The sequence below is a fragment of the Burkholderia sp. KJ006 genome (genome assembly GCF_000262695.1).
Lineage (GTDB): Bacteria > Pseudomonadota > Gammaproteobacteria > Burkholderiales > Burkholderiaceae > Burkholderia > Burkholderia vietnamiensis.
Genome location: NC_017921.1, coordinates 1 through 23,404 on the forward strand (window position 1 = coordinate 1; position 23,404 = coordinate 23,404).

A 23,404-nucleotide genomic window follows, 5' to 3' on the forward strand; every position below is an offset into this window, starting at 1 on the left:
GCCGTGCCCGTTTCACGACCGTCCGAGAAGTGTCGGATCGTGAGCCGGTTCTCCACAGATTTTGTTGGCAAGCGTGTGGATATCCTGCGCACCGCGCCGCTAACTCATTGAGCGCACGGGAATTTGTATGCACGGCGCTGGATCGGGCAGTGCCGGCGCGAGCAGCAACGCACGCGCCGGCACTGTCCGCGTCAATGCCGGTCGAGACCGCTGCGCAGCTCGCTCGCCTTGTCGCGCAGCGCCTCGTAGCCCGAGCGCGCATGTTCGGGCAGATCGGGGTCGCCGATCAGCGCACCGAGCGTCTCGATCAGGCTGAACAGAATGCCTTTCGCCGCGCCCGCCGCAATGCTCTGCGATTCGATCGACTTGTGCAGATGGTCGACTGCTGCTTCGAGATTTTCTAGCTTGTGCTCGTCCCGATCGTCGGGCCGGTTGTCCGTGGTCATCTTGGATGCCTCCGCCATAGTTAAAGGGTCATGTCGCGATTCTATGCCGCGGCGCGCGTATGTGGCACGACCTGGCTCAACGACGCGCCGCCCGGCCGCTACAGCACCGCGACCACCTTCACGCGCCCGGACCGCTCGGCCGCCGCGACCACCTGCCCGTCGACGCGGCGGAACATCAGCGAGACCGTCTCGTCGCCGACGCGCAGTTCGTCGATGCGCAGCCAGTCCACCCCTTCCGGCAGCGCCGGGCGCTCGACGCGCACCTCGAGACGCGACGCGTCGACGCTCACGCCGAGGCACGCCTGCAGCATCATGAACGGCGCGCCCGCCGCCCACGCCTGCGGCAGACACGCGACCGGATAGGCCGTCGGCGGCTCGCCGCGCCGGCGCGGGAAGCCGCAGAACAGCTCGGGCAGCCGCATCTCGAAGCTGACCGCTGCTTCGAACAACGCACGCAGCAGGCTCACTGCGGCCGTCTTGTCGCCATAGCGCGCGAGCCCGCGTGCGATCAGCGCATTGTCGTGCGGCCACACAGAGCCGTTGTGATAGGCCATCGGATTGAAGCGCGGCTGCCCGGCCGCGAGCGTGCGGATGCCCCAGCCGGTCTGGAACAGCGTCGAGCCGAGCACGCCGGCCACCGCCGCCCCGCGTTCGGCATCGGGCAAGCCGAATGCGAGCAGATGGCCGGCGTTCGACGCCAGCACGCGACACAGCTCGCCGTGCCCGTCGAGCGCGATCCCGTAGAAGTCGCCGTCCGGCATCCAGAACAGCGCTTCGACCTGCTCGCGCAGCGTTTTCGCGCGCAACGCGTAGCGCGCCGCATCGGCCGCATGACCGCGCCGATGCGAACACGTCGCCATCGCGTCGAGCGCCGCGCACGCATACGCCTGCACTTCGACGAGCGCGATCGGCCCGTCCGGGAAGCGGCCGTCCGCGTGGAACACCGAGTCGTGGCTGTCCTTCCAGCCCTGGTTCGCGAGGCCGCGCTCCGACGTGCGCTGATAATCGAGCAAGCCGTAGGGATTGCGGTCGCACTTGTCGATCACCCACTGCGCGGCGCGCTCGAGCGCGGGCCACAGCTCGTCGATCAGCGCATCGTCGCCGGTATGTTCGACGTAGGCGCCCGCGAGCACGATGAACAGCGGAGTCGTGTCGACGCCGCCGTAGTACAGCGCGAACGGCACCTCGCCGGTGGCCGCCATCTCGCTGCGGCGGAACTCGTGCATGATCTTGCCCGGCTCCGCGTCGCGAAACGCCGACGTCTCGCGCGCCTGATGCTCCGCGAGAAAGCGCAGCACGCCGCGCGCGAGCGACGGCTGCAGCCACAGCATCTGCAACGACGTGATGACCGCGTCGCGGCCGAACGGCGTCGAGAACCACGGAATGCCCGCATACGGGTACGGCCCGGTGTCGAGCTGTGTCGTGAGCAGGCCGAGATCCGCGAGCGAGCGGTCGAGCCACGCGTCGAACAGCGGGTTGCCGGTGTTCACGCGCGCCATCGATTCGCGTCGCGAACGCATCTCGCGGTGCACGCCGACGAGCGCGGTGCGCAGCGCGACGCGCCCGCAGCCGGGGCCTTCGCCGTCGTGCGCGGGGCCGAGCGTCGCGTCGACGGTCAGATAGATCGACAGGCACGCCTGGGCGGCGATCGTCAGCGTGTAGTCGGCACGGTCGACCGACAGCGCGTCGGGCGCCGGCGAGAAATGCACGGTGACGTTGCGCTCGACGCCGTCGAGGCCGTCGTAGCGCAGCCGCACGGCGCCGTCGGCGACGCGCGGCGCGGCGACCGTGCCGCGCTTCGGGCGCTGCGTGCCGCGCACTTCGAACATGTCCTTGAAATCGGCCGCGAACGACAGCGACAGCGGCACCTCGGCCTCGCTCGCGCCGTAGTTGGTGAGCGTCAGCGCTTCGTACAGCACGTCGCCCGCGAGCACGCGCGTGCGTTCGATGTGGATCACGCCTTCGGGCGTCTCGTGGCCGCCGAGCGGCGGCAGCGGACGGTTCGTCAGATGCGCGGTGAACGACGCGTTGTCGGCGCTCGTCGCGCCCGACAGCAAGGACGGCGCGCGACCGCCGAAGGTCAGACGCCATGCGGACAGCACGCGCATGTCGTCGACGAACAGACCGTCGTCGCGGCCGCCGATGTCGCCGAGCGCATCGCTGACGACGAACGCGTCACCGGACTTGAGGACGTACTGATTGTTGCGTGCGAGCGCCTGCGGGTCGGCTTCGGGCGCGATGAACGCGGGACCCGACGCCCGGGCGGGAGAAACCGGCGCGACTTGCGGCGCCTGCGTCGTGGTGGCTTCGGCGTGATTCGGCATCGATGCTCCTGTGTCGAAACGCAACGCGCGGCGCGCGTCGCGTGTTTCGCACAGGATAGGCCAGAACGATGGATGTGCGCAGCGCGTGTGTGGCAGAGGCGCTGCGTGGGCGCGAGTGGCTGGCGTGGCCCGCCCGGCGTCAGTCCACCGGGCACATCGCGAGCCGCCCCATCGCCTCGCCCGCGCCGCGCACGGCACAGGTCGCGGGCTCGTCGGCGACGCGGGCGACCAGCCCCGTCTCGTCGCGCAGCAGGCGTTCGAGATCCGCGAGCAGCGCGCCGCCGCCCGTCAGCACCACGCCGCGATGCGCGATGTCGGTCACCAGTTCGGCCGGCGCGTTTTCCAGCACCGATTTCACCGCGCCGATCACCTGCTTGAGCGGCGCGGCGAGCGCGTCGGCCACGTCGTGATTGGACAGCTCGATCGAGCGCGGCAGCCCATCGCCGATGCCGCGTCCGATCGCGCGCGTCGACGTGCGCGGCACGGCGCTGGTGGCCGAGCCGATCGTCTGCTTGACGCGCTCGGCCGTCTGTTCGCCCAGCAGCACGCCGTACACGTTGCGCACGTAGTTGATGATCGCGGCGTCGAACTGGTTGCCGCCGACGCGGATCGCCTCGCGATATACGACGCCGCCGAGCGCGATCACCGCGACTTCGGTCGTCCCGGCGCCGATGTCGACGACCATCGAGCCGACCGGCTCGGTGACCGGCAGGCCCGCGCCGAGCCCGGCCGCGAGCGCTTCCTCGATCAGCGCCACGTCCGATACGCCGGCCGCGAACGCGGCTTCGCGCACCGCGCGACGCTCGACCGCCGTGGCGTCCGACGGCACGCATAGCGTGACCTCGACGCGCCGGCGAAAGCGCGAACGCGTGTGCGACATGTCGATGAAGCGGCGGATCATCTGTTCGGCGGCGTGCGCATCGGCGATCACGCCGTGCCGCATCGGCCGCACGGCCTGCAGATGCCCCGGTTCGCGCCCGAGCAGCGCCTTCGCCCGCTCGCCGACCGCTTCGAGGGTCGGACGCGCATCGGACATGCCGGCCTTGCGGAAGCAGACGACCGACGGCTGGTTGAGGACCACGCCGCGCTCGTGCGTATAAATCCGCGTACTCGCCGTTCCAGGGTCGATCGCAACGGGTTGCGCAAACAACTTTCCGAACAGCGGTGTCGACATATCAACCCTTTTCATGAACAAACCGGCCGGAACGGCCGGCCCGCATCGATGCGGCACGCATTTGCGGTCCCATCACGGACTTAGCGGCAAATCGTTCCGATACTTTAGGCAATTCTAATGATTTTTTGCGACGAAATGACCGAAAACCCGGGCCGGCCGCCGCACGACTACGCGCCGAGCGCTCGCGCTGCGCTTGTAAAACACGGTAATCTCTCGGTCTTGCCTGCCCCCGGCAGGCTTCCGACGCCCGATCACGCCAGGTATTCCAACATGACAGCGCCTGCCTCCCTTCACTGGCTCGCGGCGCGCCGGCTCGGCGCAACGCTCGTTGCGCTCTGGTGCTGCGCCGCCGCCGCGCAGCCCGTGCCGGCCGCCGACCCCGCAACGCGCGCCGCCCAGGCAGGCGCCGGCACGGCCGGCGCCGCTTCGGCCGCGGCCGTGGCATCCGCGACGATAGCGCCTGCAGCCGTGGCCGCCGCCGCGGCACCCGCCCCCACACCGAGCTGCACCGCCGACGGCGGTCCGGCCGGCCGCCCACCGGTCGGCCTCGTGCTGTCGGGCGGCGGCGCGCGCGGCTACGCGCACCTCGGCGTGCTGAAGGTGCTGGAAGACAACCGTATCCCGATCGACTGCATCGCGGCCACCAGCATGGGCGCCGTGGTCGGCGGCCTGTATGCGAGCGGGATGGCCGCCGATGAAATGCGCAAGCGCCTGTCCGAAGTGAACCTGACCGACATCGCGTTCGACGTGACCGACCGCGCCGACCTGCCGCAAAGCAGCCGCGAGGACGAGCGCCTGTACATCAACAGCCTGACGCTCGGGTTCGGCAAGAAAGGCGTGAAGGCGCCGGTCGGCCTCGTGCAGGGCAACCGGCTGCAGGCGCTGCTCGCCGACTGGACCGCCGCCGTGCCGACCAACCAGCCGTTCGACCGGTTGCCGATCCCGTACCGCGCGGTCGCGACCGATCTGCAGACGGGCCAGATGGTCGTGCTGGACCGCGGCTCGCTGCCGCTCGCGATCCGCGCGAGCATGGCGATGCCCGGCCTGTTCGCGCCGGCCGAGATCAACGGGCGCGCGCTGGTCGACGGCGGGCTCGTCAGCAACCTGCCGGTCGACACCGCGCGGCAGATGGGCGCGAAGGTCGTGATCGCCGTCGACATCGGCTCGCAGCTGCGCCCGCTCGACGCGCTCGCGTCGCCGGCCGACGTGATGCAGCAGATGGTCGGCATCCTGATTCGCCAGAACGTGACGTCGCAGCGCAAGCAGCTCGCCGCGCAGGACGTGCTGCTCACGCCCGACCTCGGCTCGCTGGCGTTCACCGACTTTCAGAACGCGAAGCAGGCGATCGCCGCGGGCGCGGCTGCAGCGACGGCCGCGCTGCCGCGCCTCAGGCACCTCGCGCTCACGCCCGAGCAGTACGCGGCGTACCGGTCCGCGCATGCGCAGCCGCTGCCGCCGCCGATCCGCATCACGCGCATCGAGATCAAGACGACCGGCGGCGTGCCGAAACGCGTCGTCAGCGATGCGCTGCACGTGAAGCCGGGCGACATCTACGATCCGGCGACCGTCAGCCAGGACCTGCTGCGGCTCACGACCGACGGCAATTTCGAAAGCGTGACGCAGCAGATCGTGAGCCACGGCGACGACAACGTGCTCGAGATCGATGCGCGCGAGAAATACTGGGGGCCGAATTTCCTGCTGTTCGGCGTCGGGATGTCGAGCAGCTCGACCGACGAAGGCGGCTTCCGCCTGCACGTCGGCTACCGGCGGCCGTGGCTCACCGAATCGGGCCTCGAATTCCGCGCGGATGCGACGATCGGCAGCGACCTGCAGTCCGCGCGCGTCGAGCTGCGCCAGCCGTTGCCGGCCGCCTATGGCTTCTACATCTCGCCGTACGCGGAATATCAGCGCCGCTACGTGAACGTGTACGACAACACCGGCGAGGTCAAGCTGAACCAGTATCTGATGCAGACGGCGCGCGCCGGGCTCGACTTCGGGCTGCCGATCGCGCGGCTCGGCGACTTCCGGATGGGCATCGGCTACGCGACAGGGCACGGCTCGCCGAACTACAACCTGCCGCTCCCGTTCGAGGAGAACGGCTCGACGCTGATGTGGCCGAGCTTCACGTCGCAGGCGCTGACGGCGCGCGCGCGCCTCGTCATCGATCAGCTCGACGACCCGATGTTCCCGCGCCGCGGCTACTACACCGAGTTGCGCATCGAACGCTCGCTGTGGTCGCACAACAGCCAGTCGGCGGAGGATCTCGCAGATACGTCGAACAAGCCTTACACCGAGCTCTACGGCAAGGCGATGATCGCGCAGCAGTACGGCCGGCACAGCGTCAGCGCCACGCTCGAGGGCGGCAAGAGCATCGGCGGCACCAACCTGATCAACGCGTTCAACTTCACGCTCGGTGGCTTCCAGCATCTGGCCGCGTATGCGGCCGACCAGCTCACCGGCAACGAGCTCGCGTACGGCAACGTGACGTACATGAACCAGCTGATGACGTTCAACGCGTCGCCCATCAAGGCGCTGTCGGTGGGCGCGAGCGCCGAACTCGGCAACGTGTGGACCAGCGGCGTGAAGGTCGGCGGCAGCACGCTCAAGCAGAGCTATACGTTCTTCACGAGCCTGACGACCGCGTTCGGGCCGCTGTACATGGGCGTCGCGCTCGCGCCGGGCGGGCGGCGCAACATCTACCTGCAGCTCGGCCGCACGTATTGAAGGCGAAGGCGCTCAGATCGGCCAGCTGATCTCGAACCGCGCGCCGCCGAGCACGACCGGATCGACGACGGCGATCCGGCCGTTGTGCGCGTGCAGCACCTGGCGCGTGATCGCGAGCCCGAGCCCGTAGCCGCCGGTGCGGCGGTCGAGGCGCACGAACGCGTCGAAGATCCGTTCGCGGTCGTTCTCCGGCACGCCGGGGCCGTCGTCCTCGACGAAGATCGCGATGTTGCCGTGCTCGAGCGCGATGCCGACGACGATCCGCGCGTTCGCGTACTTGCTCGCGTTGCGCAGCAGGTTGCGCATCGCATACGACATCAGCCGCCGGTCCATCTTCACGCGCAGATCGGACGCGATCGCGATGCGCGACTCGATGGCGCGCTCCGGATACAGCAGCTGCGCGTCGCTAATCTGATGCTCGAACCACGCGACGGGCGCGGTCAGCTCGAGGTTCGACTGCAGCGAGCTGTATTCGAGCCGTGCATAGGTGAGGCTCATGTCGATCAGCTCTTCGAGTTCGGTCACGTCCTGCGCGATGCTGTCGAGCGCGCCGTAGTATTCGGCGGCGGAGCCCGGCTCGCGCAGCATCTCGAGCGCGAAGCGCACGCGCGCGAGCGGCGTGCGCAGCTCGTGCGAGATGCCGTTGGTCAGGTCGCGCTGCGCGGCGATCAGCCGCTCCATGCGCATCGCCAGCGCATTCAGCGTGCGCGCGAGCGGGCCGATGATCACGCTGTGCGATTCGCGCGCGCGCGTGTTGAAGCGTCCGCCGGTGAAGTCGATCGCGCGCTCGCGCACCATCACGAGATCCGACCAGACCGGCCGCATCCAGCGATAGGCGGCAAGCGCGGGCGCGGCGAGCATGAACGCGAGCACGATCCAGATGTCGCCCGGCAACGCGTCGAACGCATGCCATACGACCTGCGGCGACAGCACGACGCACAGCGCGAGCCCCGGCACGAGCGCGGTCAGCAGCACGAGGCCGAGCAGATGCAGGTAGGTGCGCACGTAGAGCCGCGACCAGCTCGGAATGCGGTCGGCGCGCGTGTCCGTCCATGCGCGGCGGAAATGCAGCCAGCGCCATTTGGCGTAGCGCAGCGGCGACAGCGGCGCTGCGTCGGGATGCGAGGGGTTGCGTCGGATCATCGCGGCTTCCGGCTATCGTGCGCTGCGCGGATGCGGCGGCCGACGGCGCAGCGGCGGCGGCGCGCCATCAGTCCCACGCATGCTTGCTGAACTGGTAACCCTTGCTGCGGATCGTCTTGATCCGCTGCGGGTTGCCCGCGTCGTCGTGCAGCTTGCGGCGCAGCTTCGAGATGCGGCCGTCGATCGTGCGATCGAGGCCGTCGAATTCGACGCCGCGCAGCTGCAGCATCAGGTCGTCGCGGCTGACGACTTCCCCGGCCCGGCACACCAGCACCCACAGCAGGTCGAACTCGGCCGACGTCAGGTCGGGCGAGCCGCCGCCCGGCAGCACGACCGAGCGGTCGGTGCGATCGATCGAGAACTGCCCGAACGTGTAGCGCTCCGGCTGCGCCGCCGCGCCTTCGATCGAGCGCGCCGGGACACGGCGCAGCTGTGCCTTGATGCGGGCGAGCAGGATGCGCGGCTCGACCGGCTTGTGCACGTAGTCGTCGGCGCCGAATTCGAGGCCGAGCAGTTCGTCGAACGGCTCGTCGCGCGCCGTCACCATGATGATCACGCCGTCGTACTGCTTGCGCGCTTCGCGGCAAATCTCGAAGCCGTCCTTGCCCGGCAGGTTCACGTCGAGGATGACGAGATCGGGGCGCGTCGACAGGATCGCCGGCACGGCGGCGTCGCCGTGCAGCACCGTGTCGACTTCATAGTCGTTCTTGCGCAGGTAGCCGGCGATCAGCGTGGACAGGCGGGTGTCGTCTTCGACGAGCAGGATGCGAAAGGACATGGTCAACGGTCGGAACATACGGGAGGACCGTACCGGCACCGGCTTGCGCGGATACCGGCCGGCGGCCGAAACGTACCGCATGATACTGCGCCCGCCGGTCGCACGTTGAGGCATCTTGAAAATAAGGGCGCCATGGCGGTCGCGCTTGACGAATCGGCGGCAAAACTGTTCCATACGGGCTCCCCGGAATTCGGGCCGTGCGCCCGCCCTGCTCCACGTGATGAACTACCAGCCGATTCTCGAACGCATCCACACCGAACTCGCCCCCTGGATCGGCCAGGGCCGCGTGGCCGACTACATTCCCGAGCTGGCGAAAGTGCCGGCCGACAAGTTCGGGATGGCCGTCGTGACGCTCGACGGCAACGTTTACACGGTCGGCGACGCGCGGGAGCGCTTCTCGATCCAGAGCATCTCGAAGCTGTTCGCGTGCACGCTGGCGTTCCAGCTGCTCGGCGACGCGCTGTGGGAGCGGGTGGGCCGCGAGCCGTCGGGCACCGCGTTCAACTCGCTGGTGCAGCTCGAAAGCGAGCGCGGCAAGCCGCGCAATCCGTTCATCAACGCCGGCGCGCTGGTCGTCACCGACGTGCTGTGCCGCCGTTTCGTGAAGGCCGAGACGGCGCTCGTCGAATTCGTGCGGCGGCTGATCGGCGCGACCGACGTGGATTACGATTCGCGCGTCGCGCTTTCCGAGCTTCAGCACGCGGAGCGCAACCGTGCGATGGCGCATTTCATGGCGAGCTTCGGCAACATGCAGATGCCGCCGGACACGGTGATCGACGCGTACTGTCGCCAGTGCGCGATCGAGATGAACTGCATCGAACTCGCGCAGGCCGCGCTGTTTCTCGCGAACGGCGGCGTCGCGCCCGTCACCGGCGAGCGGATCGTCGATGCGAGCTCGGCCAAGCGGCTGTCGGCGCTGATGCTGACCTGCGGCACCTATGACGCGGCGGGGGATTTCGTCTATCGGGTCGGGCTGCCGGCGAAGAGCGGCGTGGGCGGCGGGATCGTCGCGGTGCTGCCGGGGGAAATGGCCGTTTGCGTGTGGGCGCCGGGGCTCGATGCGAATGGAAATTCGTTGGCGGGGACGCTGGCTCTCGAATGGCTGACCACGTATTCGGGGCGGTCGATTTTTTGAGGTGGCGGGGACAAGCTCGCCTCAGCGGGCGCGACGGCGGCAGGTGAATATCGGCGCGCACCGGTGCGCTTAATGGTGGATTCGGCCATTGGCAGCGATTGACCCGGAGCGGTCCCTCGATTTTCTGCAAAGCGGTCGCTCCAAAGCACGAATCAACCGTTGAGCCTTGTGGTGCCAAAGAAGATTTCGACGAGCAAAGCTAAGAGTACCTGGCCATGACGGCTCATCCCACTCAACGGCAACGCAACCTACTTTGCGACAGCCTTTGTCGCCTGCTTTATGAATTCGGCTTTGGCCGCCCTTGCCAACTCTTCTGGTATCGGTGTACTACGAACGGACTTGTCCAGTTCTGCCAACGCGCTACCACGGGCAATCAATGCGGGGTATACATAGGTCAAGCAATACTCCCCAAGGCGCTTGTATTCGCGTACTGCGGCAGCAGCGTCTCGCTCGTACATGCCAAAATTGGCCGCGTCCACCTGCTGCGACTTCCCTGAATACGCCTCGTTGTCTGTTCCTCGAGCCAGCGCGGTGAAGAAGATCATGCGCATGCTTGCTTCTCTCATTGCCTCGTAGACCGCCTCCGCTTGTTGTGTGTTCAAGCCACCTTTCAGTAGAAGGTCACGGTCGTAAGTGAACCAGTTCCGCTCGTAGATCGCTTTCTCGCACGCCACAAACTTGGTCTGCCAGTCCGCATCTTTGTACGCTCCAAAACCATCGTCAACACCGGCGGCCATAGCATGGGGCAACCCCGTTGCTTGCACGACGAAGAGTGCAGCAAGCAGAGTTCTTTTCATCATCTTCACTCATCCTTGTTGAGTAGTTCAACGATCGTAGTAGCAGATTACGAAGTGGGAATTGTAGTGCTGGCATTGGAACGACCGCTCATGGCTGCGCTGTGGAACGCTGTCTGTCCGATTTTGTCGACGATTCTGCCTCGGCAGTCGACTGACCGCTTCTGGCCGAGGCCGTGTAAAAACGCGCAGAACGGCCGACCGATCCCTCCTCGGCGGGAGCACAGTTGCGTTAGGACGTGACGCAGGCAAATGAAGTGATCATGTTTTACTGGCAAACAGCGTCGGCGCGCGCATTCACGCGCCTGCCAGCTTCATCGCTCGCATCGTCTTTGCGAACCCGAGAATCCTGATGACTCGCTTGAGGTTGTATGCCAGCACGTGCAAACTCATTTCAGCGGCGACATGGCCAAGTCCGCGCGTCTGGAAGTGCGTCGCCCCCATCCAGTGCTTGAGTGTGCCGAACACGTGCTCGACCGTGCGCCGTCGCATCGTCATGGCATCGAGCTGGCGATCCAGCCTGGACTGCATCGCCTCGAGCACCGCTGCGTGTTCCCATCGTCGAATACGCCGGTAGTCAGTGGGCGTGCACCGGTTCTTTATCGGGCATTTCGGGCAAGCGCTGCTCCAGTAGGTACGCAGGGCCACCGGAGTTTCGCGCTCGACGGAAGTAAATCGGTAAATCGCCCGTTGCCCCGCTGGACATAGGTATTGGTCGTCTTTGGCGATGTAGATGAAGTCGGCCCGATCGAACCGTCCATCTGCCTTTGCACTGGAGGTTTGTGTTTTTGGCACCAGCGCTGCAATACCAGCGTCATCGCATGCTTTGATCTCCGTGCCGCTGTAATACCCGCGATCGGCCAGCGCCTTGAGCTTCTTCTTGCCCATCGCTTCACGCGCGGCTTTGGCCATCGGGCTTAGCTGAGCGCGGTCACTACCGACGTTCGTCACTTCGTGTGTCACGATGAGGTGGTGCTTCGTATCAACAGCCACCTGAACGTTGTAGCCCACCACGCCTGTGCACGTGGCTTGCGACATCATCGAACGTGAGTCGGGATCAGTCAGCGAACCCTGTTTTTCCGGTAAATCATTCAACAGTTCCGCGGCCCGATCCAGATCGCGCATCTGCTCGCGCAGCGTCTCGATCTTTTCCCGCAGCCGTTCGGTTTTCGCTTCGACCTCTGCGGGTTGCGTGCGATCAGCAGTTTCCAGCGCATCCAGATAGCGCTGGATGCTTTGCTCGATCTGCTCCTGACGCTTTGCGATCTTGTTGGGCGTGAAGTTGTTATCGCGACTGTTGACCGCCTTGAACTTGCTGCCGTCGATGGCAACGACTGCTTGCGTGAACAGCTTCAGGTCGCGGCATATCACCACGAAGCGGCGGCATACATTGCGAATGCCGGCGCCATTGCTGCCCGTGAACTCGGCAATCGTCTTGAAGTCCGGCGCGAGGCGACCGGTCAGCCACATCAGTTCGACATTACGCTGGCACTCGCGCTCCAGACGTCGGCTCGACTGCACACGATTGAGTAGCCGTAGATGTAGAGTTTGAGCAGAACGGACGGATGGTAAGACGGTCGGCCCGTGATCGCCGGCGTGGTGCCTTCGAAGCCCATGGAAGCCAGATCGAGTTCGTCTACGAATGCGTCGACGATCCGCACGGGATCGTCTTCAGCGATAAAGTCTTCGAGACACTCCGGCAGCAACGTGGCCTGATTGCGGCTTGCACCTTCGACGAATCGCCCCATCTCCGCCTCTCGCGCTAACAGGTTGATTCAGTCTAGGCGATCGCGCGGGTTTTGACACACCCTCGGCCGCTTGCGGGCAGCCGTGGTCGGCATTCGCAATGCCCGATAACCGGGCTATCGATCCAGCGCGAGCTTCGCACCCAGACCGAGCAAGACAGTCCCCATCACGGCATCGATCGGCTTGCGTATGCGCGCGTAACCCACTTGCACGCGCTCGGTGGAAAACAGAATCGCCATCGCGCCGAACCACGTCAGCGAGACTGCCGTAACGATGGCCAGGGTCGCGCCGTGCACCCACAGCGGGGCATGCGCCGGCAGGACCGTGATGAAAAGGCTGCCGAAAAACGCCGCCGCTTTCGGGTTGGTAAGTCCGACCAACAGACCTCGTCGATATGCCTGCCCGTCGCTCTTGGCGGACTGCGCATCTACCTCGGTTTGCTGCATCGGTTTTCTCAACCCGGCGAGCGTCTTTCCGCCGAGATAGAGGAGATAAACCGCGCCGGCGATCCGAATGACTTCATACAGCCACGCGAGCTTTGCGAGGATGAGCCCAAGGCCGAAGATTGCGAGCGCCGCCCATAACGCATGTGAAGTCGAAATGCCGGCAGTGGCATAAAGACCGGCCCGTCGTTTGGCAAGTGCATGCGACGTGACGGCGATGAGGTCGGGACCGGGGCTGACGCAGGCCAGAAGCATTACGCCGCCGACGGCGGCGAGTTGGGCAACGTAGGTCATAAAAGCGCTGTAGCCTTTGAGAAGACCATGATGGGCGGACTCACTCTAGCACGGCCAAAATGGGCTAAACCGGCTCAATAGCCGTCGCATTCAAATGCATGCTTCGTCTTGACGCTTATCGGTATCGAACTCCCCACGCACGAACCGTTCTCAAACCGTCGCAAGAACCAACCGCGTAGGCGTCACCCCGATGAGCAGTCCGTCGTCGCGGTTCGCCAGATAGCGCTGGTTCAATTCGTCCGGCGTCCACGCATTGACCTGGCTGAACCCCAACGCACTCAACTTCTCGGCAATGACGGCCGGTTCGAAAAAGGTCTTCCACGGTTCGCCGCGCTCGGCGAGCCGCGCCGTAAACTGCTCCATCGCGATACGCATGATCGTCGGCAAGCCCGAAAGCGGCGTCACGTACTCGAACAGCACCGCGCTGCCTTTCGCGCAACCGGCGATGAAGCGCAACGTGTCGATGACCGCCTCCTCGTCGAGATACATCGTCACGCCGAGCCAGCTGAAAACAGCCGGCGCGTCGGCGTCGAAACCCGCCCGCGCCAGTCCCTCCGCCAGCCCGACGCTTTCGAAGTCGACCGGCACGAAATGCAGCGACGACGGTACCGCGATGCCTGCCTCACGCAAGCGAGCCTGCTTCCACGCCTGCGTTGCCGGCAAATCGACCTCGAAGATTCGCCCGGGCATATCGGGATGCCGAAACGCGCTGGTATCGAGCCCCGCCCCGAGAATCACGTACTGACGAATGCCGCGTTCGACGGCCTCGCGCCACACGTCTTCGGCCAGCCGGCTGCGCACGATGACCGAGCTGCGCATGCCGACCGACGGCGGCTCGCGGAATCGGTCGAGATTGTCACGCAGCGCCTGTGCTTCGGCGGCGCCGAGGATCGGCAGCGCAACGGGATCGTCGAGCACCAGCGGCCGATCGAGCAGTTGATGTGCGGCGCGCTGCGTCGCCACCATCAACGCGCTCGGCTTCGGGCCGCCGTCGACTGGCGACATGTCGCGGCCGGCGAGATGCGCGGCGTTCAGATACGCGAGCAGCGAATCGTCGAGGCCCACGCCCAGTTGCAGATCGGGCTCGCGCATCAACGCATCGCGCACACGTGCCTCCAGCACCGCGTCGTCTCCGCAAAAGCTGTCGCGGAACAGTTGCTGCCAGCGCCCGACGATCGCCTGCACCGGCGCGGCGCCGGGGTCGACACCGGCTGCCATGTTCGCCCTCAGCTCGACCACCAGCGCCGGCCATGCGCGATGCTTCGCGCTCGCGAACTGACGACGGCGCACCTCGTCGGCCTGCGCCGGACTGAGATACTTCGCGAGCAGCGCGCAGCGCGCGTGCATGAAGGCTTCGTCGATCCATTCCAGCATCTCGACGGTAATGCCCACGATTTTCCGCGCACGCGGCTCGCGCAGCTGCATCAGCATCAGCTTGGTCGCGAGGTCCGGGTCATTGCGCGTCATCCGGACCACGAGCCGGATCCAGCGCCACGCCAAAGCCTGCGCCGCATCGCTCGCGGTGGGCAACGCGTTCTGCATGGCAACGCGGACCTCCTCTATCAGCGCGGCCCATGCCGGATCCGACGGCGCCGCCGTCTCGGGCCCGGATGCCAGCAACGCATCGAGTTCTTCGTCATCGAGATGCTTTTGGTACATGTTCATCAGCTCCAGAGCGTTCATCCAATCGGCGGCGGCGATCTCGCTGCCGGCGCAAACCATGTCGACGATGTATTGCAAGCGACGGCCAAGGCGCTGCGCGCGCAGCGCCTGCGCATTCAGCTCGGCGATCTGTCGTTGCAGCAGTTCCAGCGGAACGCGAGCCGGGTCGCCCTCGAGGCTCGCCTTGATGTCCGGCAGCGAATACCCGAAACGTTTCAGCGCCTCGATGCGATGCAGCCGGATCAGGTCGTCCTGCCCATACAGGCGCGCGCCGCCTTCGGTACGCTGCGACGGCGACAGCAGCCCGATCGCGTCGTAGTGGTGAAGCGTACGGACAGTCAATCCCGCCTTGTTCGCGAGTTCGCCGATTTTCAGTCGCATTGCTTTCTCGATCGTCGAGGGTCAACGTTAAAAGCTGACGTAGCGTCAGGTGCAAGGGGAATCGACGGGTTGGGGGCATCGCTCCGGCCCCCAGCGGTCCCTCGTTGCGCAGCGTGCATCGTGCCATGACAGACGGCGCCGGATCGCGCCGATGCGCGAGCTTGGCGAAAAGGTGACGAAACGCAGCCCAATATACAGACTGTCGCACCGCAAGCACGGCGAAGCACGCGCGTATCTAGGGACCGGTCACGGCGGGCAGTAATTCACTCCGCCCCGTCGCCGCGCTTCTCGGATGAGTTTTCGCGAATGGAGACATCGGAATATGTCACTTGTCGGCACATTTGCGGCTGCTTACGATCGATTCGACTAGTCAAGGCGGGCGCGCTCGGCATGGCCGACGCGAGCCCGGTCTCTTCTCTATCGACAGGTGCCCGGCATGATCGACCCGAACAAGAGCAGACGCGCCAGCTTCGCCGTATTCGCGCTGCTCTATCTAGGCTATTGCATCTCATACATCGACCGCTCGGCGATCGCGCTCTCGCTCGTTGCCATCGGCAAGGAGTTTCATGTCGGCTCGGCCGCGCTCGGCGTCGTCATGAGCACGTTCTATATCAGCTATGCCGCCATGCAGATTCCCGGCGGCTGGATCGCCGACCGCTGGGGCAGCAAGAAGGTCATCGTCGTCTCGGTGGCATTCTGGTCGCTGTTCACTCTGATGACCGGCCTCGCGTGGTCGCTCGCCTCGTTGATCGCGATCCGTTTCATCTTCGGTCTGGGCGAAGGCGGTTATCCCGGCGCGGCCGTCAAGGGCGTCACCGAATCGGTGGCGCGAGCGGATCGTCCGAAGATGTCCGCGCTGCTGATGTCGTCGAACTACGTCGGCAGTTTCATCGCGCCGCTCGCGATCGCACCGCTGATTCTGCTACTCGGCTGGCGCCATGCATTTTTCGTTGCGGGCTGCGCCGGCCTCGTGTTCGCGCTGTTCTATCTGTTCGCCGTGAAGGATACGCATCAGAAGCGCGATTCAAATGGCCGCGCCGCGCGCATCGACGGCGACGCGACGCGCGCGCTGCTCAAGATGCCGCTGATGTGGAAGATCCTGTTGACGTGGTTCGGCATGGGGATCGTCAACAAGGGGCTCGACGCGTGGATGCCCGCGTATCTGCTGACCGAGCGCCACCTCGATCTGAAGGCCGTCGGCATGCTGACACCGTTGCCGTTCGTCGCGGCGAGCATCTCGACCGCACTCGGCGGCTGGATTCTCACGCGCTGGTTCGATGGTCGCGAGAAGTGGCTGATGGCCGCGTGCTGCGCGATCTCGGGGTTCTTCCTCTACCAGATGTACACGGCGCAAACGGTGATGGGCGTGATCGCGTACCAGTCGATCGTCTACTTCTTCAAATCGTTCGTGTTCGCAGGCGTGTTCGCGTTGCCGGCCAAATTCCTGCCGACCAATCTCATCGGCACGGGCGCGGGAATGGTCAACTTCGGCGGGCAGGTGGCGGGGTTCGTTGCGCCTGCAATCATCGGCTTGCTGGTGTCGGCGACGGGCAACTACGACGCCGTGTTCGGCTTTCTGATCGTGGCAACGGCGTTCGCGCTCGTCACGAGTCTGTCGATTCGTCTCGTTCCCGAAGCCACTCCGCACGTGGGCGCGACGAAAGAAGCCTGATCGCTCGACGGCGGCGACAGGCGCTATGATGAAGCATCACGTGTCATCACATCGATCCATCATGAGCGCCCGCATTCTTCAGGAAGCCGCCGTCCGCTACTTCCTCGAAGTGGTCAACACCGGCTCCGTTGCCGACGCCGCCAGTCGTTTGAACGTCGTGCCTTCCGCCGTGAGCAGGCAAATCGCGCGGCTCGAAAGCGAGCTCGGCACGCCGCTGTTCGTGCGGCGATCGCGCGGCATGGTGCCGAGCAAGGCAGGCGAAATGCTCGCCGCGTATGCGCGCCGTTCGCAGCTCGACGCGGAGCAGGTTTCTCTGGAAATCGACGCACTGCGCGGTGAAGCCGAACGCACGATCCGCATCGCCTGCACGGAAGGATTCGCGGCCACGTTCGTGCCGCGCGCGATGGCGGTGTTCCGCCGAACCGTCGCCCCGGCGTCGTTCGAGGTCGTGGTCGACACGGCCGCAGGCGTCACGCAGCGCGTGCGCGAAGCCGAATGCGATGTCGGTCTGACGTTCAGTTTCGGACCGGAAAAAGACATCCACACCGCGTTCTCCATGCCTTCGCCGATTCACGCGATCGTCGCGGCATCGCATCCGCTCGCGCAGGAGCCGCAGGTTTCGTTCCGTCGACTGCTCGCTTATCCGCTCGCGTTGCCGGGCGTGCATTCGACGCTGCACAAGCTGATCGATATCTATTGCAGCCGCGAAGGCGTCGCATGCAAGAGCGTGCTGAGCAGCGCAACGCTCGAAACGCTGCTCGGCTTCACCATCGCCAGCGACGCCGTCACGTTCAGCGGAGAACTGTTTGTGCGGCCGCGTCTGGCATCGGGCGAGCTGGTCGCGTTGCACGTGCCGGAACTCACGACGAGCGAACGCGCCATCGAAATCCAGACGCTCGCGCGGCGTGCGTTGCCGCCGCTTCTGGACGCGTTTATCGAACACTTGAGCCGCGAGCTCGCACCTGCCGCACGCGTTGAGCAAAAGTGAATCCACGTTTCGATATTCATCACTGGTCGCTGCCTTTCTCGTCGTCTACATTGGCGCTCTGTTGCATGACCGTTTAAAGGACCGCCCGATGAGCGACCGCCACGAACTCACCCGCCATAGCGCCGTCGCGTTGCGCGCGCTGTTGCTGGCGCGGGAAATCTCCGCTGTTGAACTGCTCGATGCCTGCATCGCGCGCATCGAAACGCTCAATCCGTATGTCAACGCGATCACGGCGACGAGTTTCGAACGCGCACGCCGCGAAGCGCGCGCCGCCGACGCCGCGCTCGCACGCGGCAATGCCGTCGGCGTACTGCACGGCTTGCCTGTCGGCATCAAGGATCTCGAAGAAACCGAAGGCCTTCTGACCACCTACGGTTCGCCGTTGTACCGCGCAAACATTCCCGCACAGGACAACACGCTGGTGCGCCGGTTGCGCGCGGCAGGCGCGATCGTGGTCGGCAAGACCAACGTGCCCGAAATGGGCGCGGGTGCGAACAGCTTCAATCCGGTGTGGGGCGCGACGGGCAATCCATTCGATCCGCGTCTGAATGCGGGCGGTTCGTCGGGCGGCTCGGCAGCGGCGCTTGCGCTCGATATGGTGCCACTCGCGTCCGGTTCGGACACGGGCGGCTCGCTACGGATTCCAGCGGCCAAATGCGGCGTGGTCGGTTTGCGCACCTCGCCGGGGCTCGTGCCCAGCGATCGCAAGCCGCTCGGCTGGACGCCAATTGCCGTGGTGGGGCCGATGGGTCGCACCGTCGAGGACACGTGGCTGCAACTCGCCGCGACGGTCGGGCAATCCGGCAGCGATCCGCTCGGTTATCCGTGCGCGCTCGACGCGACGATGGAACGCCGCGCGCACACGGATCTCGCGACGCTGCGTGTGGGCTACACGGAAGATTTCGGCGTCTGCGCTGTCGATGACGATATCCGCGCCGTGTTTCGCCGCAGGATCGCGCTGCTGCGCGGCGAAGTGGCCGTCTGCGAGCCGATCGACGTCGATTTCTCGGGCGCGCATCAATGCTTCGACGTGCTGCGCGCGGAAGCCTTCGTCGCGGGTCTGCAAAAAGCCTACGAGACGAATCCCGATCTGCTCGGGCCGAATCCGCGCGCCAACTACGAAATGGGCATCAACCTCGGTCTTGCCGATTGCGTGCGCGCGCATGCCGACCAGACGCGGCTGTTCCGCCGCTTCCAGACGCTGTTCGATCGCTACGACGTGATCCTGTCGCCCACGACGCCTGTTTCGCCGTTCCGTTGGACGCAGCCGTATCTGAAATCGGTGAACGGCATCGCACTGGAAAACTACTATCGCTGGCTGTCGCTGACCTATGTCGTCACGCTGACGACGAATCCGGCCGTGTCGCTGCCGTGCGGCGTCGATCATCGCGGCATGCCGTTCGGCTTGCAGATGATCGGTGCATTTCGCGGCGATCTTGCGCTGCTCGACGCGGCACGCGCATTCGAAACGCTCTTCGAGTCGTCGGACGAAATGCGCCGCCCGATTCCCGATGTCGTGAAATTGCGCGCATCGGATGTCGATCTCCGTTCCATCGTCACGCATCCGCCGGTGCTGGACGCAGCGTCGTCCTCCCACGCTTGCGCTTCGGCAGTCTGATTTTGCCCATGACCGATTCCATCTACGGCAAGCCACTCGAATCCTGGCTTCGCGACTACCCGCTTCTGCGCCCATTGATGGCGCTCGAGCCGGTCGAGTGGTTCAACCCCGCCGTCGCGCCGCTGACCGAAGCGCTCGATGACATTGCGCTGGACGCCTCGCATATCGCCGATGCGAGCGCGCGCCTGCAACGCTTCGCGCCGCTGCTGGCCGACCTGTTCGCCGATGTGCGCGACACGGGCGGCATCATCGAATCGCCGCTCACCGACGTGCCTGCGTTCGCGCAGGCATTGAGCGAACGTTACGGCGTGGAAACGCCGCGGCGCCTGCTGCTCAAGCAGGACAGCCATCTGCCGATCTCCGGCTCGATCAAGGCGCGTGGCGGCATCTATGAAGTGCTCTTCTACGCCGAGCAGCTTGCGCTGCGCCACGGCTTGCTCAACGACGGCGACGATTACCGCGTCCTCGCCGGCGACGCATGTCGCGCGCTGTTTCGCGAGCACCGCATCGCGGTCGGGTCGACCGGCAATCTCGGCATGTCGATCGGCATCGCGAGCGCGACGCTCGGCTTTGCGGCGACCGTGCATATGTCCACCGATGCGCGCCAATGGAAGAAGGACCGCCTGCGCGCGCATGGCGTGACGGTCGTGGAGTATGCGGGCGATTACGGCGAAGCGATCGAGAACGGCCGGCGTCTTGCGGCTAACGATCCGATGTGCCACTTCGTCGACGACGAAAATTCGACGACGCTGTTCCTCGGCTATGCGGTCGCGGGTGAGCGCCTGAAGCGTCAGCTCGAAGCGTCGAACGTGCGTGTCGATGCGACGCATCCGCTCTTCGTGTATCTGCCTTGCGGCGTAGGCGGCGGCCCGGGCGGTGTCGCGTTCGGCTTGAAGCTCGCCTTCGGCGATGCGGTGCACTGTGTTTTCGCGGAGCCGACCCATTCGCCGTGCATGTTGATGGGCGTGCTGACCGGCTTGCACGAGCAGCTTGCGGTGCAGGATTTCGGTATCGACAACGTGACGGCCGCCGACGGCCTCGCGGTCGGACGCCCTTCCGGATTCGTCGGTCGTGCGATGCAACGGATGATCGATGGCTATTTCACCGTCGAGGATCGCGAGCTATATGCAATGCTCGCGCTGATGGCGCAGACGAGCGACATCCGGCTGGAGCCGTCGGCGCTGGCCGGCGCGCCGGGTTTCGCGCGCGTGTCGACGGAGCGGCAAGGTTACCGTGCCCGCATGCAGCTGGACGACTCCGTCATGCGGGACGCGACGCATGTGATCTGGGCAACGGGCGGCGGTATGGTGCCGCAAGCTGAGATGAACGCATATCTGCAGGCCGGGCGGCAGGCACTGGCGGGGTCTTGATTGCGGCTTCGAGGCTATAACTGGATCGGGCGCCCGGCCGGTGGCCCCGTGCTGTTTTTTCAGCGCTTGCGCTAGCGTCGTTCAGAACATTTCAGATTGCTGCTCTGCTGCCCAACCTATCATTGCTGCACAGCAGCCGGAAGCGTCGCGCGACGCTCTTCATATCGATGCGCGGAAAGCCGGCCCATGAAGCGAAAGGCAATTCCCATCTGAAGGAGCGAGCAAAATGAGCCGGATTACGACGCCTGACGGTACTGAAATCTATTACAACGACTGGGGAACCGGGCAGCCGATCGTGCTGGTTGGCGGGTGGCTGGTCAGCGCCGACATGTGGGAATACCAGGCGCACTTCCTCGCCAGCAACGGCTTTCGGGTCATAGCGTATGATCGCCGGGGCTTTGGACGGTCGAGCCAGCCGTGGTCGGGCTACGACTACGACAGCCTCACGAGCGACCTGGACGAGTTGATTCAGCAGCTGGACCTCAGCGACGCCATTTTGGTCGGCTACTCGATGGGCGGCGGAGAAGTTGCACGATACATCGGTACGCGCGGATCGAAGCGTGTCGCCAAGGTCGTTCTTCTCAGCGCGACGACCCCGTTACTCATGGCAGGGGCCGATAACCCGGCGGGCGTTCCCCGCGACATTTTCGACGGGTTGCGTGCCGGCGTACTCCATGATCGCGCCGATTTTCTGGTCAATTTCGGCCGCGCCTTTACAGGAGCCGATCATGACGCGTCGGTGGTCACGCAGGCGATGCTCGACTGGACATTCGATATGGCAATCACGGCGAGCATCAAGGCAACCCATGACTGCATTGCATCGTTTTCCGAAACCGATTTGCGTCCCGACCTGAAAAAATTCGATATCCCCACGCTGGTCATCCACGGCGGCGCCGACCCCGTTGTGCGAATCGACCTTTCGGGCAAGGTGTCTGCCGAGCTGATTCCCGGTGCAAGACTGGTTGTCTACGAGGGCGCCTATCATGCGTTGTACTACACGCACAAGGATCGCCTCAATCAGGACATATTGGACTTTTCCCGATCGTCGTAGGACTGCCGCCGCCGCTTCGACATGGCTCAGGCAAGGGCCGCAAGCCCTTGCCGAACGCGATCGCGATGCATCCAGCCCACCATACGGATGCCGACGCGGAAAACGGGCTGCGGAAAGCGGTTGGTCGCGCAACCGGAACCGCCGGCGGTGCGATCGCGCGGGAGCTTCGTATCATTGCGGCGATCGAAGCATTCCCGTGCAACGTACACCTCCGGCGTCAGACCTCAAAACCAACCACCGAACCGCGCTCACAAATCTCCCCGCACCTCCCCCGTTCCCAGCGCGCTGCGCCGCCGGTTGACTTCGGCCCAAAGCTCGTCGCTGTCGTCGTTGCGCAATACGACGATCCAGTCGAGCTGCTCGTCGGTCACGTCGAAGTATTCGCAAATCTCCCGGCGTACCGCATCGACGAACTGCGCGTATTCGGGCGTCGCCTGCGCCCGCGCATGCAACGCGTCGTATTCGGCATCGTCGACGCCGCCGCCGTGGTCGTCGATATAGCGCGAGATCCACTGATCCAGCTCGCGGTCGTAATCGGCCTCGGCGCGCATCGCTTGCACAGCCGTATAGAAATCCAGTTCGGCAAACGCGGCGATCGCCGCCGTTGTCGCCTCGTCGAAGGTAGTCGTCATGCCATCTCTCGTGTTGATCGTCGCGCATCATCGCACGGGGCGCACGCCTGGGGACGCGCGCGCTCCGGTGTGCCGCCCATCGCGGCCGCCTGCGCGACAAAACGCATATTTTGCCGCACTCCACGAACCTGAGCGCCGACACGAACGCCGCTCGCGAATAGCCGATAATGGCCGCAGCCGCTGGCAGAAGGCAACGCGGCGCACGCCCGCATGGTCGGCACGTGTACCACCCCACCGGCTTACATTGCCCGACCTGAAACACGCGCGCGCCCGAACCGTTGCCGCCGTATCCGCCCCAGCCGATTGTTTGAACCCACCGAAGTGACCATCGAAGTGACCCACGGGAGAGCATCAGCCATGCAACCGGAACACGCTTCAGATCACGCCACGAACGACCCGACAGGCCCGGATGCACGCGCACACGCGCCGCTTCCGCCGCTCGTGCCCGCGCAAACCGCACTGATCGTCATGCACTACCAGACCGACATTCTCGGGCTGTTTCCGTCGGCGGCGCCCACGCTGCTCGCGAACACACGCCGGCTCTGCGACGCGGCGCGCGCGGGCGGCGTGCACGTCTGCTTCGCGAATCTCCGCTTCAGTCGCGGCTACCCCGAAGTCAGCCCGCGCAACAAGAACGGCCAAGGGATCAAGCAGCTCGGCCGGTTCGTCGACGACGGCCCATGCCCGGAACTCGGCCGGCTCGACGGCGAGCCGCTGATCGCCGCACATCGCGCGAGTGTGTTCTTCGGCACCGATCTGCAGGCACGGCTCGCCGCGCGAAGCATCGACACGCTGATCCTGGTCGGGATCGCGTCGACCGGCGTCGTGCTGTCGTCGGTTGCGCACGCAAGCGATGCGGATTTCCGTCTGTACACGGTGAAGGACTGCTGTTACGACCCGGACCCGATCGTGCACGAACATCTGTTCGCGACCGCGTTCGAGACGCGCACGACGGTGTTGTCGCTCGAACAGGCGCTGCGCCTGCTCACGTGAATGCGCAGCGCGCCGGCCGCGCCGACCACACCGTGG

Annotated in this window: 17 protein-coding genes and 1 pseudogene; 8 read left to right on the top strand and 10 right to left on the bottom strand. The window is 65.4% G+C overall.

Annotated elements, in window-relative coordinates:
- Window positions 1-191 precede the first annotated feature (191 nt).
- The 3 genes from MYA_RS14210 to MYA_RS14220 all read right to left on the bottom strand — a co-directional run bounded on the left by MYA_RS14210 (window position 192) and on the right by MYA_RS14220 (window position 3,944).
- A complete protein-coding gene (locus MYA_RS14210; protein WP_011880668.1) occupies window positions 192-446 on the bottom strand; it encodes a hypothetical protein in 255 nt (84 codons plus the stop codon).
- Window positions 447-544: 98 nt separating this feature from the next.
- Window positions 545-2,770, bottom strand: a complete 2,226-nt coding sequence (locus MYA_RS14215; RefSeq protein WP_014723893.1) for an amylo-alpha-1,6-glucosidase — start codon at window positions 2,768-2,770, stop codon at window positions 545-547.
- A gap of 139 nt (window positions 2,771-2,909) precedes the next feature.
- Window positions 2,910-3,944, bottom strand: coding sequence for a rod shape-determining protein (locus MYA_RS14220; protein WP_011880670.1), 1,035 nt, complete (start codon window positions 3,942-3,944; stop codon window positions 2,910-2,912).
- Window positions 3,945-4,214: 270 nt separating this feature from the next.
- Here MYA_RS14220 and MYA_RS14225 point away from each other — a divergent pair, with 270 nt between their 5' ends.
- Window positions 4,215-6,668, top strand: coding sequence for a patatin-like phospholipase family protein (locus MYA_RS14225; RefSeq protein WP_011880671.1), 2,454 nt, complete (start codon window positions 4,215-4,217; stop codon window positions 6,666-6,668).
- Window positions 6,669-6,680: 12 nt separating this feature from the next.
- On the opposite strand, the gene MYA_RS14230 is transcribed toward MYA_RS14225, so the two are convergent.
- Complete coding sequence (locus tag MYA_RS14230) at window positions 6,681-7,811, bottom strand: ATP-binding protein (RefSeq protein WP_011880672.1); 1,131 nt, start codon at window positions 7,809-7,811, stop codon at window positions 6,681-6,683.
- Window positions 7,812-7,878: 67 nt separating this feature from the next.
- Complete coding sequence (locus MYA_RS14235) at window positions 7,879-8,589, bottom strand: response regulator (protein ID WP_011880673.1); 711 nt, start codon at window positions 8,587-8,589, stop codon at window positions 7,879-7,881.
- A 220-nt stretch (window positions 8,590-8,809) separates the two neighbouring features.
- Here MYA_RS14235 and MYA_RS14240 point away from each other — a divergent pair, with 220 nt between their 5' ends.
- Window positions 8,810-9,724, top strand: a complete 915-nt coding sequence (locus MYA_RS14240; protein ID WP_011880674.1) for a glutaminase — start codon at window positions 8,810-8,812, stop codon at window positions 9,722-9,724.
- Between the two features lie 248 nt (window positions 9,725-9,972).
- Here MYA_RS14240 and MYA_RS14245 read toward each other — a convergent pair whose 3' ends face one another.
- The 4 genes and pseudogenes from MYA_RS14245 to MYA_RS14260 form a co-directional block, all read right to left on the bottom strand.
- Window positions 9,973-10,524 carry a hypothetical protein gene (locus tag MYA_RS14245; protein WP_041493998.1) on the bottom strand — a complete coding sequence of 184 codons (552 nt, stop codon included), beginning with the start codon at window positions 10,522-10,524 and terminating at the stop codon, window positions 9,973-9,975.
- A gap of 291 nt (window positions 10,525-10,815) precedes the next feature.
- Window positions 10,816-12,266: pseudogene (locus MYA_RS14250) on the bottom strand (IS1182 family transposase).
- 114 nt (window positions 12,267-12,380) lie between these two features.
- A complete protein-coding gene (locus MYA_RS14255) occupies window positions 12,381-13,001 on the bottom strand; it encodes a LysE family translocator (RefSeq protein ID WP_014723897.1) in 621 nt (206 codons plus the stop codon).
- Window positions 13,002-13,151: 150 nt separating this feature from the next.
- On the bottom strand, window positions 13,152-15,044 hold the full coding sequence (locus MYA_RS14260) for an SAM-dependent methyltransferase (protein WP_011880677.1): 1,893 nt from the start codon (window positions 15,042-15,044) through the stop codon (window positions 13,152-13,154).
- A gap of 436 nt (window positions 15,045-15,480) precedes the next feature.
- On the opposite strand from MYA_RS14260, the gene MYA_RS14265 reads away from it, so the two are divergent.
- The 5 genes from MYA_RS14265 to MYA_RS14285 all read left to right on the top strand — a co-directional run bounded on the left by MYA_RS14265 (window position 15,481) and on the right by MYA_RS14285 (window position 21,743).
- Window positions 15,481-16,716 (top strand): MFS transporter, encoded by a 1,236-nt coding sequence (locus tag MYA_RS14265; RefSeq protein WP_014723898.1) that lies wholly within the window; start codon window positions 15,481-15,483, stop codon window positions 16,714-16,716.
- Between the two features lie 61 nt (window positions 16,717-16,777).
- Window positions 16,778-17,704 carry a LysR family transcriptional regulator gene (locus MYA_RS14270; protein ID WP_238539594.1) on the top strand — a complete coding sequence of 309 codons (927 nt, stop codon included), beginning with the start codon at window positions 16,778-16,780 and terminating at the stop codon, window positions 17,702-17,704.
- 88 nt (window positions 17,705-17,792) lie between these two features.
- Window positions 17,793-19,322, top strand: coding sequence for an amidase (locus tag MYA_RS14275; RefSeq protein ID WP_014723900.1), 1,530 nt, complete (start codon window positions 17,793-17,795; stop codon window positions 19,320-19,322).
- Between the two features lie 8 nt (window positions 19,323-19,330).
- Window positions 19,331-20,692: a D-serine ammonia-lyase gene (locus tag MYA_RS14280; RefSeq protein ID WP_034195454.1), complete on the top strand. Its 1,362-nt coding sequence runs from the start codon at window positions 19,331-19,333 to the stop codon at window positions 20,690-20,692.
- Window positions 20,693-20,918: 226 nt separating this feature from the next.
- Entirely contained in the window at window positions 20,919-21,743 is an 825-nt protein-coding gene (locus tag MYA_RS14285) for an alpha/beta fold hydrolase (RefSeq protein WP_014723902.1), read from the top strand.
- 248 nt (window positions 21,744-21,991) lie between these two features.
- On the opposite strand, the gene MYA_RS14290 is transcribed toward MYA_RS14285, so the two are convergent.
- Window positions 21,992-22,375, bottom strand: coding sequence for a hypothetical protein (locus tag MYA_RS14290; RefSeq protein WP_014723903.1), 384 nt, complete (start codon window positions 22,373-22,375; stop codon window positions 21,992-21,994).
- A 357-nt stretch (window positions 22,376-22,732) separates the two neighbouring features.
- Here MYA_RS14290 and MYA_RS14295 point away from each other — a divergent pair, with 357 nt between their 5' ends.
- A complete protein-coding gene (locus tag MYA_RS14295; protein WP_014723904.1) occupies window positions 22,733-23,368 on the top strand; it encodes an isochorismatase family cysteine hydrolase in 636 nt (211 codons plus the stop codon).
- The last annotated feature ends 36 nt before the right edge of the window (window positions 23,369-23,404 follow it).